At 60.3% G+C, this 16049-nt stretch carries 14 protein-coding genes and 5 tRNA genes; 12 read left to right on the forward strand and 7 right to left on the reverse strand.

What is annotated here, in order from left to right:
- Positions 1-404: 404 nt before the first annotated feature.
- Together Q8X48_RS24430 and Q8X48_RS24435 are read left to right on the forward strand one after the other, a co-directional pair.
- A complete protein-coding gene (locus tag Q8X48_RS24430; RefSeq protein WP_126050458.1) occupies positions 405-1199 on the forward strand; it encodes an exodeoxyribonuclease III in 795 nt (264 codons plus the stop codon).
- Between the two features lie 113 nt (positions 1200-1312).
- Entirely contained in the window at positions 1313-2143 is an 831-nt protein-coding gene (locus Q8X48_RS24435) for an arylamine N-acetyltransferase family protein (RefSeq protein ID WP_407800093.1), read from the forward strand.
- Positions 2144-2198: 55 nt separating this feature from the next.
- Here Q8X48_RS24435 and Q8X48_RS24440 read toward each other — a convergent pair whose 3' ends face one another.
- Both Q8X48_RS24440 and Q8X48_RS24445 read right to left on the reverse strand, forming a co-directional pair.
- A complete protein-coding gene (locus Q8X48_RS24440) occupies positions 2199-2504 on the reverse strand; it encodes a BrnA antitoxin family protein (protein ID WP_407800094.1) in 306 nt (101 codons plus the stop codon).
- Positions 2505-2507: 3 nt separating this feature from the next.
- On the reverse strand, positions 2508-2789 hold the full coding sequence (locus tag Q8X48_RS24445) for a BrnT family toxin (RefSeq protein ID WP_126050462.1): 282 nt from the start codon (positions 2787-2789) through the stop codon (positions 2508-2510).
- 254 nt (positions 2790-3043) lie between these two features.
- Between Q8X48_RS24445 and Q8X48_RS24450 the strand changes: the two genes are divergently transcribed.
- Positions 3044-4561: a nucleobase:cation symporter-2 family protein gene (locus Q8X48_RS24450; protein WP_095965275.1), complete on the forward strand. Its 1518-nt coding sequence runs from the start codon at positions 3044-3046 to the stop codon at positions 4559-4561.
- Positions 4562-4740: 179 nt separating this feature from the next.
- Here Q8X48_RS24450 and Q8X48_RS24455 read toward each other — a convergent pair.
- A tRNA-Asn gene (locus Q8X48_RS24455) sits at positions 4741-4816 on the reverse strand.
- Positions 4817-5043: 227 nt separating this feature from the next.
- Between Q8X48_RS24455 and Q8X48_RS24460 the strand changes: the two genes are divergently transcribed.
- On the forward strand, positions 5044-5274 hold the full coding sequence (locus Q8X48_RS24460) for a hypothetical protein (protein ID WP_007978659.1): 231 nt from the start codon (positions 5044-5046) through the stop codon (positions 5272-5274).
- Here the strand turns inward: Q8X48_RS24460 and Q8X48_RS24465 are convergent.
- Entirely contained in the window at positions 5271-5480 is a 210-nt protein-coding gene (locus Q8X48_RS24465; RefSeq protein WP_007986927.1) for a hypothetical protein, read from the reverse strand. The genes Q8X48_RS24460 and Q8X48_RS24465 overlap by 4 nt on opposite strands.
- A gap of 212 nt (positions 5481-5692) precedes the next feature.
- Positions 5693-6889 carry an amino acid aminotransferase gene (locus Q8X48_RS24470; RefSeq protein WP_015095910.1) on the reverse strand — a complete coding sequence of 399 codons (1197 nt, stop codon included), beginning with the start codon at positions 6887-6889 and terminating at the stop codon, positions 5693-5695.
- A 335-nt stretch (positions 6890-7224) separates the two neighbouring features.
- Here Q8X48_RS24470 and uvrB point away from each other — a divergent pair, with 335 nt between their 5' ends.
- Entirely contained in the window at positions 7225-9240 is a 2016-nt protein-coding gene (gene uvrB, locus Q8X48_RS24475; protein ID WP_407800095.1) for an excinuclease ABC subunit UvrB, read from the forward strand.
- 117 nt (positions 9241-9357) lie between these two features.
- Here uvrB and Q8X48_RS24480 read toward each other — a convergent pair whose 3' ends face one another.
- Both Q8X48_RS24480 and Q8X48_RS24485 read right to left on the reverse strand, forming a co-directional pair.
- The gene (locus tag Q8X48_RS24480) at positions 9358-10848 is read right to left on the reverse strand and encodes an MDR family MFS transporter (RefSeq protein ID WP_172435702.1); all 1491 of its coding nucleotides are present in this window, start codon (positions 10846-10848) and stop codon (positions 9358-9360) included.
- A 49-nt stretch (positions 10849-10897) separates the two neighbouring features.
- The gene (locus Q8X48_RS24485) at positions 10898-11986 is read right to left on the reverse strand and encodes an HlyD family secretion protein (RefSeq protein WP_126050470.1); all 1089 of its coding nucleotides are present in this window, start codon (positions 11984-11986) and stop codon (positions 10898-10900) included.
- A gap of 230 nt (positions 11987-12216) precedes the next feature.
- Here Q8X48_RS24485 and gltX point away from each other — a divergent pair, with 230 nt between their 5' ends.
- The 7 genes from gltX (at position 12217) to Q8X48_RS24520 (ending at position 16005) form a co-directional block, all read left to right on the forward strand.
- The gene (gltX, locus tag Q8X48_RS24490; protein ID WP_095965281.1) at positions 12217-13698 is read left to right on the forward strand and encodes a glutamate--tRNA ligase; all 1482 of its coding nucleotides are present in this window, start codon (positions 12217-12219) and stop codon (positions 13696-13698) included.
- A gap of 202 nt (positions 13699-13900) precedes the next feature.
- Positions 13901-13976, forward strand: a tRNA-Ala gene (locus Q8X48_RS24495).
- A gap of 79 nt (positions 13977-14055) precedes the next feature.
- Positions 14056-14131: transfer RNA gene (locus Q8X48_RS24500), tRNA-Glu, on the forward strand.
- Between the two features lie 53 nt (positions 14132-14184).
- Positions 14185-14260 (forward strand) — tRNA-Ala (locus Q8X48_RS24505).
- Between the two features lie 80 nt (positions 14261-14340).
- Positions 14341-14416: transfer RNA gene (locus Q8X48_RS24510), tRNA-Glu, on the forward strand.
- Between the two features lie 185 nt (positions 14417-14601).
- Positions 14602-15141, forward strand: coding sequence for a TetR/AcrR family transcriptional regulator (locus Q8X48_RS24515; protein WP_102701165.1), 540 nt, complete (start codon positions 14602-14604; stop codon positions 15139-15141).
- A gap of 30 nt (positions 15142-15171) precedes the next feature.
- The gene (locus Q8X48_RS24520; RefSeq protein ID WP_126050474.1) at positions 15172-16005 is read left to right on the forward strand and encodes an alpha/beta fold hydrolase; all 834 of its coding nucleotides are present in this window, start codon (positions 15172-15174) and stop codon (positions 16003-16005) included.
- The last annotated feature ends 44 nt before the right edge of the window (positions 16006-16049 follow it).

The raw sequence follows: 16049 nt of genomic DNA on the forward strand, positions 1-16049 counted from the left end.
CGGACGGGAAGTTTGCGGACACCCTCGAACCCTGTGGGAGCGGGCTTGCCCGCGAAGACGTCGGCCCATTCAGCATTGATGTTGGCTGACACTGCGCATTCGCGAGCAAGCCCGCTCCCACAGTTGAGCTGTGTCGGACGGGAAGTTTGCGGACACCCTCGAACCCTGTGGGAGCGGGCTTGCCCGCGAAGACGTCGGCCCATTCAGCATTGATGTTGGCTGACACTGCGCATTCGCGAGCAAGCCCGCTCCCACAGTTGATCTGTGCCGGACGGGAAATTGCGGACACCCTCGAATCGACCAGCTTGCGCTCAAGGTGCTGCCGCCCCCCGGGACCGCGGATGCAACCACCGAAAAGGGCAGGTGTCACAGTTCAGGCACCTCGTCCTCAGGAGTGTCCGATCATGAAGAAACTGCGGATCGCCACGTTCAACGTCAATGGCCTGCGCGCCCGGCTGCCCAACCTGCTGGCCTGGCTTGAACGGGAAAAACCGGACATCGCCTGCTTGCAGGAATTGAAGGCAGTGGACAGCGCATTCCCGGCTGCCGAGCTTGAAGCGCTCGGCTACGGCGCCATCTGGCAGGGTCAGGCGTCATGGAACGGCGTGGCAATCCTGGCGCGGGATGCGCAGCCGCTGGAAAGCCGGCGCGGGTTGCCCGGCGATGACAGCGACAACCAAAGTCGTTATCTGGAAGCCGCGGTCCACGGGGTTCTGGTGGGTTGCCTGTATCTACCCAACGGCAACCCGCAGCCGGGGCCGAAATTCGAGTACAAGCTGGCATGGTTCGAGCGACTGATCCGTCATGCGCAGGCGCTTCAAGGCAGTGAGCATCCGGTGGTGCTGGCGGGTGACTACAACGTGGTGCCCACCGACCTGGACATCTATAACCCGCGCTCATGGCTCAAGGACGCCTTGCTGCAACCTCAGAGTCGCGAGTGCTACCAGCGGTTGCTGGACCAGGGCTGGACTGATTCATTGCGGCACCTGCATCCACAGGATCGGCTCTACACGTTCTGGGATTACTTCCGCCAGCACTGGCAGAAAAACTCCGGTCTGCGCATTGATCATTTGCTGCTCAACCCTGTCCTGAGCCCGTATCTGCAAGACGCCGGGGTGGATGCCTGGGTGCGCAATGAACCCCATGCCAGCGACCATGCGCCGACCTGGATTCAATTGGGTTCGCGCAAGCGGCGTTGAGTTTTTCATGACGAATGATTGGCTAAATCAATTGTCGGTGGCGGTGCCTGATCCCGTATACATAGCGACCACTGGCGGAGCAATCCGCCGCTTGCGTGCAAAAGGATTGAACGATGAGCGAGCCACGCCTGACTGACCGTGCTTTGTATCTGCAACGCCTGGGCTTCGATACACCCCCGGCACCGACCCTGGAAACCTTGCGCCAACTGCAACTGCGCCATACCGGGGTTTTCCCGTTTGAAAACCTCACCACGTTATCCGGCGAATCGGTGCTGATCGACCTGCCGTCCATAGAGCGGAAGGTCTTGCATGCGTGCCGTGGCGGTTATTGCTACGAACTCAACAAGCTGTTTCTGGCCTTGCTTCAGGAATTGGGTTTCGACGCCCGCGCCATCAGTGGTCGGGTAGTGATGGGGCAGCCGGAGGGCGCCTGGACGGCCCGGACCCATCGCCTGAGCCTGGTCATCATCGATGACGTACGCTACATCACCGACGTCGGCTTCGGCGGCATGGTGCCGACCGCGCCACTGCTGCTCGATTCCCGCGCCGAACAACTCACCCCGCACGAATCGTATCGCATCGACCTGCACGTCGACGGCTTTACCCTGCGCGCCAACGTGGCCGGTGAATGGCGATCGATGTACATCTTCGACCTGCAACGCCAGGAAGATATCGATTTTGCTGTGGGCAATTGGTACGTCTCGACCCACCCCGAGTCGACTTTCGTCAGGCAGTTGATGGTGGCGCGCACCGGGGAGGGCTGGCGCCGCACGCTCAACAACGGCAGCTTCGCCATTCACCGGATCGGCCATGACAGCGAGCGGCGGGAGGTGGCGGATGTGCAGCAACTGATTGGCCTGTTGGGCAGCGAGTTCGGCATCCGCGTACCGGAACAGGCGCAATTGGCGCGGACGCTGGAGCGATTGATCGCAGCGCCGCAATAGCGGGCTGATCGCAGGCATCACAAAGGGCTGGTCAGATTGATCGGCCCTTTGCGTTTCAGGGCCGGACACCCGGCGCCATCACCCGTTGGATTTCGCGCAAGGCCTCTGCCAGTTTCTGCTCCAGGCCCTTGAGTTCGGCAGGGGTGAGGGTTGGTTTCAGTTTTGCGCTCTTGCCTTCGTTGAGCAGGGCCCGGCGCAACGTATTGTTGATTGCCGTCTGGTAGCCGTACCCCTCGTGTTCTGCCAGGGTCCGGGCGGCTTCGATGACAGCGTCATCGAGCATGATGGTAATGCGGGTCTTGCCTTTGGCGGGCGCCACGGCCCCGCGCCTGGCGTCACTGAAGTCATATTCGTCTTTCATCGGTCAAGTCTCCAGATACTGACGGCGCTCGCTTTTGGTGGCGATGCGCGCGGAAATGATTCGAACGAAATTCGGATCGCGGTAGGTGTACGCGACGACCAGCAAACGACCTTTGGCATCCAGCCCCAGGGTGATCCAGCGTTGTTCGTCGTGGTGGTGGTCCTCGATGGTCAGCGCTCGTTCGTCATGGAATACCGGTTCAGTCTCTGCGAGGCTGATGCCTTGGTGCTTGAGTTTGTTGGCTGCGTTCTTTGCCCTGTGGAACTGAATGTCGAATGGCTTCATTATGCATACTTTATATGTATAAAAAAGAGGCGAGTCATACCGATGGTCGCCAGGAATTCAAAAGACTAGTCAGCACTCGGGGGGAGGCGGTGAGGGAAGTATTTCAAGGTTTTTGGCGGGATCAGGAGGGGGGCTATCAGGCGGAAATGGACAAGTATCCATTTTGTGACCGACAAGTTGTATACAACTCTATAGACATTTGTCCTGTGTCTTGCATACAGTGTGCGCATAACAAAAACCAGGGAACCCCCTCCATGAAAACGCCCCATGTTTCACACCAACGGCCCGAGGACGAAAACCTAGGGATCGGCGCGAATATGGCTTATGGCCTGCAACATGTTCTGACCATGTATGGCGGTATCGTTGCGGTGCCATTGATCATCGGCCAGGCGGCCGGGCTCTCGCCAGCGGACATCGGTTTGTTGATTGCTGCTTCATTGTTTGCGGGGGGGCTGGCTACGCTGCTGCAAACCCTGGGTCTACCGTTTTTTGGTTGTCAGTTGCCGCTGGTGCAGGGCGTATCCTTCTCTGGTGTCGCGACCATGGTGGCGATTGTCAGCAGTGGCGGGGAGGGCGGGTTCCAGTCGGTGTTGGGGGCGGTGATAGCGGCGTCCCTGATCGGATTGCTGATAACCCCGGTGTTCTCGCGTATCACCAAGTTCTTCCCGCCGCTGGTGACCGGCATCGTGATTACCACCATCGGCCTGACGCTGATGCCGGTAGCCGCGCGCTGGGCCATGGGCGGCAACAGCCACGCACCGGATTTCGGCAGCATGGCGAATATCGGTCTGGCGGCGGTGACGCTGGTGCTGGTGCTGCTGCTGAGCAAAATCGGCAGTGCGACCATCTCCCGCCTGTCGATCCTGCTGGCCATGGTCGTCGGTACGGTGATCGCGGTGTTCCTCGGCATGGCGGATTTCTCGTCCGTGACCCAGGGGCCGATGTTCGGCTTCCCGACACCCTTCCACTTCGGCATGCCGACCTTCCACTTCGCGGCGATCCTGTCGATGTGCATCGTGGTGATGGTGACGCTGGTGGAAACCTCGGCCGACATTCTGGCGGTCGGTGAGATCATCGACACCAAGGTTGACTCCAAGCGCCTGGGCAATGGCCTGCGCGCCGACATGCTGTCGAGCATGTTCGCGCCGATCTTCGGGTCCTTCACCCAGAGCGCCTTTGCCCAGAACGTCGGGCTGGTGGCGGTCACCGGCATCAAGAGCCGCTACGTGGTGGCCACTGGCGGTCTGTTCCTGGTGCTCCTCGGCCTGCTGCCCTTCATGGGCCGGGTCATCGCCGCCGTGCCAACTTCGGTATTGGGTGGCGCCGGCATCGTGCTGTTCGGCACCGTCGCGGCCAGCGGCATTCGGACCTTATCCAAGGTCGATTACCGCAACAACGTCAATCTGATCATCGTTGCCACCTCGATCGGCTTCGGCATGATCCCGATCGCGGCACCGAGCTTCTACGATCAATTCCCGAGCTGGTTCGCGACCATTTTCCATTCGGGCATCAGCTCGTCGGCGATCATGGCCATCGTGCTGAACCTGACCTTCAACCACCTCACCGCCGGTAACTCCGACCAGCAATCGGTGTTTGCGGCCGGTACCGAGCGGGTGCTGCGTTATCAGGATCTGGCGGCGTTGCGCGAAGGGGACTACTTCAGCGACGGTAAGCTGCACGATTGCGACGGCAAGGAGATTCCGGTGCTGGAATCGGAACACGGCGGGGCAGAACCACGGGCGGTGCACGTCAAAAGCAGTGAGCATGTCTGACGTTCGCGGCGACTGAAATAAAGGGCCGATCTGTTGAATGGACAGATCGGCTTTTTTTATGGATCAAAAGATCGCAGCCTTTGTAGGAGCTACCGCAGGCTGCGATCTTTTGATATTTGTATCGGCCACAAAAAAGCCCCTGAATCTTTCGATTCAGGGGCTTTTCAATGTTGCTTGTCTGGCTCCACGACCTGGACTCGAACCAGGGACCCAGTGATTAACAGTCACTTGCTCTACCAACTGAGCTATCGCGGAATGGCGCGTATCTTACTGATTCAAAAAGAGAAGTCAAGCATCGAACAACAATTGGAGAAAATTATCGGGACGGGCGGTGGTTTGGCGGCGATTGGCGGTTACCAGGATCGCCACGGAGGTCTACCATGGTCGCCCGGAAGTGGTGACACGCGCTGCCGGCCATTCGCCGAAAAGGTACGCGCCATGAATCATTTGACCCTCACACCTCGACACCACGGGGTGCACCCATGAGCATCTCTCAGATCAGCCTGCCCAAGGGGGTCGGCCCCCATGCCGAAAAGTTGTTCGACGCCATCACTCAGGCCGGCACCGCTGAAGCATTGAACCGCGCGGGTGGCAAGGCCGAAGGTTTCGTCCTGGGGCTGGAAAGCACCAAGGCGATCAAGAGCCAGGTCGCCGAATCGCTGTATGTCGCCTACGACGATGCTGCCAGCCAGCGTGCAACCGAACTGGCTTAACCGCCGAAGGTAATGGTGGCAACCATCAGTTTGGCGTAGAGCGCTGTGGCACCCAATTGCACCAGCCACAGGGCCAGGCCGCCGAGGAATACACCCGCAGCGACTTGCATTACCAGGTTGTTGCCGCGTTTGGCCGGGGCGCGGGGGATGAAGTGATCCAGGTCATCCAGGTCATCGCGGTCGGCGCGCAGGTCATCGTTTTTCATGTGGGTTCTCATAGGTCATTCAGGTGTGCGCAAACCTGTGGGAGCGGGCTTGCTCGCGAATGCGATCTGACTGAGGCATCGGTGTTGGAGCTGCTGGCCCTTTCGCGAGCAAGCCCGCTCCCACACCTTGATCTGACTCAGTCTAGGGGAATATCGATGGTCCATAAAAAACGGGAAGCCACAGGCTTCCCGTTTTTCATTTCAAGGCTGAATCAGATGACCTGGACAATCGCGTCCGTCACCACCTCGATGTTGCTCTGGTTCAGCGCGGCCACGCAGATGCGGCCGGTGTCCAGGGCGTAGATGCCGAACTCGTTGCGCAGGCGATGAACTTGCTCAACGCTCAAGCCGGAGTAGGAGAACATGCCGCACTGACGACCGACGAAACTGAAATCGCGCTGAGGCGCTTTTTTTGCCAGCAGGTCGACCATCTGGGTGCGCATGCCACGAATGCGCAGGCGCATTTCGGCCAGTTCGGCTTCCCACTGGGCGCGCAGTTCCGGGCTGTTCAGCACGGCAGCGACAACGCTGGCACCGTGAGTCGGCGGGTTGGAATAGTTGGTACGGATCACGCGCTTGACTTGCGACAGTACGCGCGCGCTTTCTTCTTTCGATTCGCTGACGATCGACAGGGCACCTACGCGCTCGCCGTACAGCGAAAACGACTTGGAGAACGAGCTGGAAGCGAAGAAAGTCAGGCCCGACTCGGCAAACAGGCGCACGGCAGCGGCGTCTTCGTCGATGCCATCGCCGAAACCTTGATATGCCATGTCGAGGAACGGCACGTGGCCTTTGGCTTTGACGACTTCCAGGACGTTTTTCCAGTCGGCCGGGCTCAGGTCCACGCCAGTCGGGTTGTGGCAGCAGGCGTGCAGCACAATGATCGAGCCGTTCGGCAGCGCGTTCAGGTCTTCCAGCATGCCGGTACGGTTCACGTCGTGGGTCGCGGCATCGTAGTAGCGGTAGTTCTGCACCGGGAAACCGGCGGTTTCGAACAGCGCGCGGTGGTTTTCCCAGCTCGGGTCGCTGATCGCCACGACGGCGTTCGGCAGCAGTTGCTTGAGGAAGTCGGCACCGATTTTCAGAGCGCCAGTACCGCCAACGGCCTGGGTGGTGATGACGCGGCCAGCGGCGAGCAGTGGCGAATCATTGCCGAACAGCAGCTTTTGCACGGCCTGGTCGTAGGCGGCGATGCCGTCGATTGGCAGGTAGCCACGGGAAACGTGTTGAGCGGCGCGAATCGTTTCGGCTTCGACAACGGCGCGCAGGAGTGGAATTCGCCCCTCCTCGTTGCAGTAAACACCGACCCCCAGGTTGACCTTGCTGGTACGGGTATCGGCGTTGAATGCTTCGTTGAGGCCCAGGATTGGATCGCGTGGTGCCATTTCGACAGCGGAGAACAGGCTCATTATTGCGGCGGCTCTGAATGGAGAGTGGAGGGACGTGTCGCGCTCCAGCCGAATGCACTAGAGCGGTGCACAAACGGGGAGCTAGTATAGAGGCCATCGGCGATGGCTGGCGACAGGCGATTGACCTTTTAAGGCAAGTTTTTCCGATTATTTATCGACCGTCAGTCGAATGGTCTCGGCAAAGGTTTTGCGTGATGCAGGACGTTTGCCTTGAAAGCGCTGGCAATCGGCTCCACATTGAGCACAATCCAGTTTTTTCCTCGGGCGACATCGGTCGTTTGCGGTCTTTCTCGTTCGTGCCGGTTTGACCGGCAAGAGTGATCCAGAGGTATTTCATGTCTGAATTCCAGCTAGTCACCCGTTTCGAGCCCGCCGGCGATCAGCCGGAAGCCATCCGCCTGATGGTCGAGGGCATCGAGGCCGGGCTGGCGCACCAGACGCTGCTCGGTGTGACCGGCTCGGGCAAGACCTTCAGCATCGCCAATGTGATCGCCCAGGTGCAGCGCCCGACGCTGGTGCTGGCGCCGAACAAGACCCTGGCGGCGCAGTTGTACGGCGAGTTCAAGGCGTTCTTCCCGAACAACGCGGTGGAGTATTTCGTTTCCTACTACGACTACTACCAACCCGAAGCCTACGTGCCGTCCTCGGACACCTTCATCGAGAAAGATGCCTCGATCAACGACCACATCGAGCAGATGCGGCTGTCGGCGACCAAGGCATTGCTCGAGCGCAAGGACGCGATCATCGTCACCACGGTGTCGTGCATCTACGGCCTGGGCAGCCCGGAAACCTATCTGAAGATGGTGTTGCACGTGGATCGCGGCGACAAGCTCGACCAGCGTGAGTTGCTGCGCCGCCTGGCTGACCTGCAATACACCCGCAACGACATGGAATTCGCCCGGGCGACCTTCCGCGTGCGCGGCGATGTGATCGATATCCACCCGGCGGAATCGGATTTCGAAGCAATCCGCATCGAACTCTTCGACGATGAAGTGGAAAGCCTGTCGGCCTTCGATCCATTGACCGGCGAAGTGATCCGCAAGCTGCCGCGCTTCACCTTCTACCCGAAGAGCCACTACGTCACGCCCCGGGAAACCCTGATGGGCGCGGTCGAAGGCATCAAGGTCGAGTTGCAGGAGCGTCTGGAATACCTGCGCTCCAACAACAAGCTGGTGGAGGCTCAGCGCCTGGAGCAGCGCACCCGTTTCGATCTGGAGATGATCCTCGAACTGGGTTACTGCAACGGCATCGAAAACTACTCCCGTTACCTGTCCGGTCGCGAAGCCGGCGCGCCGCCACCCACCCTTTACGATTACCTGCCGGCCGATGCCTTGCTGGTGATCGACGAATCCCACGTCAGCGTTCCGCAGGTGGGCGCCATGTACAAGGGCGACCGCTCGCGCAAGGAAACCCTGGTCGAATACGGTTTCCGCCTGCCCTCGGCCCTGGACAACCGGCCGATGCGTTTCGATGAATGGGAAAGCATCAGCCCGCAGACGATTTTCGTCTCGGCGACGCCGGGCAACTATGAAGCCGAGCACGCCGGGCGCGTGATTGACATGGTGGTGCGCCCGACCGGGCTGGTGGACCCGCAAATCGAGATCCGCCCGGCACTGACCCAGGTCGACGACTTGCTGTCGGAAATCACCAAGCGTGTCGCTCTGGAAGAGCGGGTACTGGTCACGACGCTGACCAAGCGCATGGCCGAAGACTTGACCGACTATCTGGCCGACCACGGCGTGCGCGTGCGCTACCTGCACTCGGACATCGACACCGTGGAACGGGTCGAAATCATCCGCGACTTGCGCCTGGGCACCTTCGATGTGCTGGTGGGCATCAACCTGTTGCGCGAAGGCCTGGATATGCCGGAAGTGTCGCTGGTGGCGATCCTCGATGCCGACAAGGAAGGCTTCCTGCGTTCCGAGCGCTCGCTGATCCAGACCATCGGCCGGGCGGCGCGTAACCTCAATGGCCGGGCGATTCTGTATGCCGACCGCATCACGGGCTCCATGGAGCGGGCGATCGGCGAAACCGAGCGTCGTCGCGACAAGCAGATTGCCTTTAACCTGGCCAATGGCATCACGCCCAAAGGCGTGTTCAAGGACGTCGCCGACATCATGGAAGGCGCCACAGTGCCCGGTTCGCGCAGCAAGAAGCGCAAGGGCATGGCCAAGGCCGCCGAGGAAAACGCCAGGTACGAAGCCGAATTGCGCTCGCCGGGCGAGATCGCCAAGCGTATCAAGGGGCTGGAAGAGAAGATGTACCAGCTCGCTCGCGACCTGGAATTCGAAGCCGCGGCGCAGATGCGCGACGAAATTGCCAAGTTGCGGGAGCGGTTGATCACGGTTTGATCTTTTGTGCCTGCACTGGACTCATCGCGAGCAAGCTCGCTCCCACAAGGTTCAAGGTGATCCCTGTGGGAGCGAGCTTGCTCGCGATGAGGCCGGTCAGGGTACTGCAAGTATCAATTAGTGTGCTTCCCCAGCCTTCAACCCCGCCGGCAATTTCCGGGTCAGCAACACCGCCAGCATGCTGATCCCCAGCGCAATCCCGACAAAATGAAACGCATCGTTGTAGGCCATGATCGATGCCTGCTGATGCGCGATCTCGCTGAGTTTGCCCAGTGCCGCCGTTTCACTGCCCAGCCGGTCGGTCAGTGAGGCAATGCGCTCGGCCACCTGCGGATTGCTCGGCACGATGGATTCACGCAGGTAATCAAAATAAACCTTGGTCCGCGCATCCAGCAGCGTGGCGAGCAGGGCGATGCCGATGGCCCCGCCGAGGTTGCGCAGGATGTTGAACAGGCTCGATGCCGATCCTGCATCCTGGGGCAGGATGTAGGACGTCGCGATCAGCGAGATGGTGACCATGATCAGCGGCTGGCCCAGGGCGCGGATGATCTGGATCTGATTGAACTGCGGCCCGGCAAAGTCCGGATTCAGCACGCCCGAAGAGAAGCTCGCCAACCCGAACAGCCCGAAGCCCAATGTGCACAGCCATTTGGGCGAGACGAACTTCATCAGTTTGGGCACCAGCGGGATCAGAAACAGCTGCGGCACGCCCATCCACATGATCACTTCACCGATCTGCAGGGCGTTGTAGTTCTGGATTTGCGCCAGGTACAGCGGCAGCAGGTAGATCGAGCCGTACAACCCGACCCCCATGCCGACGCTGGAAATGCTGGACAAGCCGAAGTTGCGATTGCCGAGGATGCCGAGGTTGATCAGCGGATTGGGTTTGGAAAACTGCACGATCACAAAGGTGATCAGGCTGACCAGCGCGATGCTGCCCAGGGTCACGATCAGGCTGGATTCCAGCCAGTCCTTGCGATGGCCTTCCTCCAGGAATACCTGCAGGCAACCGAGCCCGACGCCGAGGGTGAGAATGCCGGCGTAGTCGGTGCTTTTCAGCAATTCCCAGTGCGCTTCTTTCTTCTCCAGGCCGTACATCAGGCCGGCGATCATGATCAGGCCGGGCGGGATGTTGATGTAGAAGATGTACTCCCAGCCCCAGTTCTCCGTCAGCCAGCCGCCGAGGGTCGGGCCGATGGAGGGCGCGAACGTGGCGGTCATGGCGAACATGGCCATGCCTTTGGCGCGGTGGTGTTCCGGGAGCTTGATCAGGGTCAGGGTGAACGCCAGTGGAATCAGCGCACCGCCGGTAAACCCCTGCAGGGCGCGGAACACGATCATGCTCTCGAGGCTCCAGGCCATGGAGCAGAGCAGGGAGGCCGCGAGAAATCCGAGGGACACCCACACCGCCAGGCGTCGCGCCGACAGCAACTGCACGAGCCAGGCGGTGAGCGGGATCATGATGATCTCCGCCACCAGGTAGGAGGTGGAAATCCACGAGCCTTCCTCCAGGGTCGCCGACAGCGCGCCCTGGATATCCTTGAGCGAGGAATTGGTGATCTGGATGTCCAGCACCGCCATGAAGGCGCCGAGCATCACGCTCATCACCGCGATCCAGTCCCGCCGGGTCGGTTCGCCGACCGGGCGGATCAGTTGATCACCGGCCATCGTCAGGGGCGGCTTTGTGGCTCACTTTGGGGGTGACATCTTCAGGGGCATCCTTGATGTTCACCTTGGCGGTCACCGACATGCCCGGACGGATCTTGCCGCGCAGCGGATTGTCGGCGGCGAAGGTCAGTTTTACCGGAATCCGTTGCACGACTTTGGTGAAGTTGCCCGTGGCATTGTCCGGCGGCAGCAGGCTGAACTGCGCGCCCGAGGCGGCGAACAGGCTGTCGACACGGGCTTTGATCGGCGTGTCGCTGTAGGCGTCGAAGGTCAGTTCGGCTTCCTGGCCGGGCTGCATGTGGCCGATCTGGGTTTCCTTGAAGTTGGCCTGAATCCAGATGTCTTCGTCCGGCACGATCGACAGCAGGTAAGCGCCGGCCTGCACGTATTGGCCTTCGCGGGCGGCACGCTGGCCGATCAGGCCGCTGATGGGAGCGTGGATTTCGCTGCGGGTCAGGTTCAGTTCGGCCTGGGCCAGGTCGGTTTTTGCGTTGGCGATCTGCGCATCGAGGCGTTTGATCTCGGCGGTCAGCGCGTTGACCTGCTGGCGCTGACTTTGCGCATCGGCCTGGGCCTTGGCCACTTGCGAGCGGGCAATGTGGGATTCGGCAGAGAGGGTGGTCACCCGCTCTTCGGAGACATAACCGGGTTTGCGCAAGGTCTCGGCGCGGGTCAGGTCGATCTGCGAGCGGCCCAGGCTGGCCTGGCTGGACGCGACTTGCGCTTCGCTGGCGGCAATCAGGCTGGCCTGCTGGGTCAGCTTGCTCTGGGCTTGCAGGCGCTCGGCCTGGCGGGTGGCCAGGGCGGCATTGGCGCGGTCGACAGCGAGGCGGAAGTCGTCGCCTTCGAGTTTGATCAGCAACTGGCCTTTCTCGACATGCTGGTTGTCCTGCACCAGCACCTGGTCGATGCGCGCGCCCAACTGGCTCGACACACGGGTGATCTCGCCCTGGACATAAGCGTTGTCGGTACTTTCATAAAAGCGCCCCTTGAAGAACCACTGGGCAAACAGGCCCCCGGCAATCAACAGGACCATCAGCAGGAAAACAAAGAGGCGACGTTTGAGTTGGGCAGGCATGAGGCAAACTGTAGTCGAGAAATTGTAAGGGAAGTTATCAGCAGGCAAATCTGGCATACAGCCGATAAGTGGTAAATGCCGTCGGTGGATATTCGGCCATTCACCGCGTCATAGGGGTGTTACAGACGCAACCTTGGCTTAAATGCCCTGTTCGCTGGAGCCGGGCGGGTGTCGCCTGTTACCATTCGCGCCTAGTTTGAACTTCGCTTTTTTTCTTTTCGAGACATGCCATGACCACCGTCCGCACTCGCATCGCGCCATCGCCTACCGGGGATCCCCACGTAGGTACCGCCTACATCGCCTTGTTCAACTACTGCTTTGCCAAGCAGCACGGCGGTGAGTTCATCCTGCGGATCGAAGACACCGACCAATTGCGTTCGACCCGTGAGTCCGAGCAGCAGATTTTCGACGCCTTGCGCTGGCTGGGGATCGACTGGAGCGAAGGCCCGGACGTCGGCGGCCCGCACGGTCCGTATCGGCAGAGCGAGCGTGGCGATATCTATCAGAAGTATTGCCAGCAACTGGTCGACATGGGGCATGCCTTCCCGTGCTTCTGCACCGCCGAAGAGCTGGACCAGATGCGCGCCGAGCAAATGGCTCGCGGTGAAACCCCGCGTTACGACGGCCGCGCGCTGCTGCTGTCCAAGGAAGAAGTCGCCCGTCGCCTGGCCGCTGGCGAACCCCATGTGATCCGCATGAAGGTGCCGAGCGAAGGCGTCTGCGTGGTGCCGGACATGCTGCGTGGCGACGTTGAAATCCCGTGGGACCGCATGGACATGCAAGTCCTGATGAAGACCGACGGCCTGCCGACGTACTTCCTGGCCAACGTGGTCGACGATCACCTGATGGGCATCACCCATGTATTGCGCGGCGAAGAGTGGCTGCCATCGGCACCGAAGCTGATCCTGCTTTACGAGTACTTCGGCTGGGAACAACCGGAGCTGTGCTACATGCCGCTGCTGCGTAACCCGGACAAGAGCAAGCTGTCCAAGCGCAAGAACCCGACCTCGGTGACGTTCTACGAGCGCATGGGCTTCATGCCGGAAGCGATGCTCAACTACCTGGGGCGCATGGGCTGGTCGATGCCGGACGAGCGCGAGAAGTTCTCGTTGCAGGAAATGGTCGACCACTTCGATCTCAAGCGCGTGTCCCTCGGTGGGCCGATCTTCGACATCGAGAAGTTGTCCTGGCTCAACGGCCAGTGGCTGCGTGACCTGCCGGTGGAAGAGTTCGCCGCGCGCGTGCAGAAGTGGGCGTTCAACGCCGAATACATGATGAAGATCGCACCGCACGTGCAGGGCCGGGTCGAAACCTTCAGCCAGGTGGCACCGCTGGCCGGGTTCTTCTTTGCCGGTGGCGTGAATCCGGACGCCAAACTGTTCGAATCCAAGAAACTGTCGGGTGATCAGGTCCGTCAGTTGATGCAGTTGATCCTGTGGAAGCTCGAAAGCCTGCGTCAGTGGGAGAAGGACAGCATCACCTCGACCATTCAGGCCGTAGTCGAATCCCTGGAGCTGAAGCTGCGTGATGCCATGCCGCTGATGTTTGCCGCGATCACCGGCCAGGCCAGTTCGGTGTCGGTGCTCGATGCGATGGAAATCCTCGGACCGGACCTGACCCGATTCCGTCTGCGCCAGGCCATCGACCTGCTGGGCGGTGTGTCGAAGAAAGAAAACAAAGAGTGGGAAAAGCTGTTGGGCGCTATCGCCTAAGTGCTCCTGATTCCCTGCAGGAGCAGCCGTCGGCAGCTCCTGCAGGTCTGCGTTGCGTGTAAACCTCCCGAATTTCCGGGGGGAGGGCGGTAAGTGGTTGTTATGCCGACAAAAAATTTTAAATTTTTTGAAAAATAAGTTTGACAGGCTTTCGATACGCCCTTAAGATTCGCCCCGTCCTCAGCGATGACATCAACGATGAGGGGCTATAGCTCAGCTGGGAGAGCGCTTGCATGGCATGCAAGAGGTCGACGGTTCGATCCCGTCTAGCTCCACCAATTTACACTTCAAGGTCTGGCCACACCGGCCTTGAAGCGATCAACACTCAGCGTTGATCAGTTGTATAGAAGGGTTTGCGTCCCCTTCGTCTAGTGGCCTAGGACACCGCCCTTTCACGGCGGTAACAGGGGTTCGAGTCCCCTAGGGGACGCCAGTTTTACAGAAGCGATGTTGCAAGATATCGCTCCGCCGCGAGGCGAAAAATCCGGGGCTATAGCTCAGCTGGGAGAGCGCCTGCATGGCATGCAGGAGGTCAGCGGTTCGATCCCGCTTAGCTCCACCAATTTTACAGTTCAAGGTCTGGCCACACCGGCCTTGAATCGATCAGCTCTCAGCACTGATCAATTGTATAGAAGGGTTTGTGTCCCCTTCGTCTAGTGGCCTAGGACACCGCCCTTTCACGGCGGTAACAGGGGTTCGAGTCCCCTAGGGGACGCCACGATTACCCGCTCTGCGGGATTTTATAAGGGTCATTCAATTATTGAATGGCCCTTTTGTTTGTCTGGCGTTTGGCCAAATTCCTCCATTTCCAAAAAAACTGTTCTTCAGACCAGCGGTCACACCCATGACTTGCTAAAATTTATTATGAGAATAATATTTCAATCGTAATATTCGGAGGCAACGATGAACGATAAAAAAGCTCAGACCCGCGAACGCATCCTCAAGGCTGCCAGCGCAGCGCTGATTCAGCGTGGCCCGGCCGAGCCAAGCGTGGGCGAAGTGATGGGGGCGGCGGGCCTGACGGTCGGCGGCTTCTACGCCCACTTCGAAAGCAAGGACGCGATGATGCTCGAGGCGTTCAAGCAATTGCTCGGTCACCGCCGCGACCTGATTGCCGACATGGACGCCGAGTTGACCGGTGAAGAGCGTCGCGCGCTGGTGGCTGCGTTCTATCTGTCGCGCAAGCACCGTGACTCCTCCGAATCGGCCTGTCCGATCCCGGCATCGGTCGGCGAACTGGGGCGGCTGCCGGAAGCGTTTCGTGTCGCCCTGAATGAACATGTGGAATTGATGGTCGCGCAGTTGGCGGCCAGTCCTGAAGAAACCGAAAAAGCCCTGGCCGATATGGCCTTGATGGTGGGTGGGCTGGCTCTGGCGCGGGCGCTGGGGCCGGGAGAGTTGTCAGATCGATTGCTGCGCGCCGCCAAATCGGCAGTGCGTTGACCCTGAAGGCTGCGGCCTGAGGAGAATGCGATGAGCGCGTTAAAGTGGGTTCGTGGCGTTAATGGCACCTTGGGCTGGTTTGCCCCGAAACTGGTCGCTAGCAAAATGCGATTGGCCTTCATGACACCGCGGGACCTGCCGCCCCGTGACTGGGAGCTGCCGCTGTTGGCGCGATCCGAGCGCATTACCCTGCGGTTTGGCCTTTCGGCGCTGCGTTGGGGGCAGGGGCCGGCCGTGCTGCTGATGCACGGTTGGGAAGGTCGGCCGACGCAGTTTGCCAGCCTCATCACCGCGCTGGTCGATGCCGGTTACTCGGTCGTCGCCCTGGATGGTCCGGCCCACGGCCGCTCGCCGGGCAGCGAAGCGAATGTGGTGCTGTTCGCTCGCGCCATGCTTGAAGCCGCTTCCGAACTGCCCCCGCTGCAAGCGGTCATCGGCCACTCCATGGGCGGCGCCAGTGCCATGCTCGCGGTCCAGTTGGGTTTGCGCACCGAAACCCTGGTGAGCATTGCCGCCCCGGCGCGGATTCTCGGCGTGCTGCGTGGTTTCGCCCGTTATGTGGGGCTGCCGCCGAAGGCTCGCTCGGCGTTCATTCGCCAGGTGGAGAATGATGTCGGCATGCGCGCCGCGATGCTGGATGTCGCGCACTATCAACTCGATATGCCCGGCCTGATCGTTCACGCCGAAGATGACACCTTCGTCCCGGTCAGCGAGTCGCAATTGATCCACGAGGCGTGGTTCGACAGTCGCTTGCTGCGCTTGAAGGAGGGTGGTCATCAGCGTGTATTGGCCGACCCCCGAGTGATTGATGGCGTGTTATCACTGCTGGCCGGTCGCAGTCTGCAATCACGCCAATCCGCTTGAGCTTCCGTTACACTGCGCCGGTCGAAATCATCTGACCGGGAGTG

This window comes from Pseudomonas sp. QLc11A (assembly GCF_052112305.1).
Lineage (GTDB): Bacteria > Pseudomonadota > Gammaproteobacteria > Pseudomonadales > Pseudomonadaceae > Aquipseudomonas > Aquipseudomonas laurylsulfatiphila.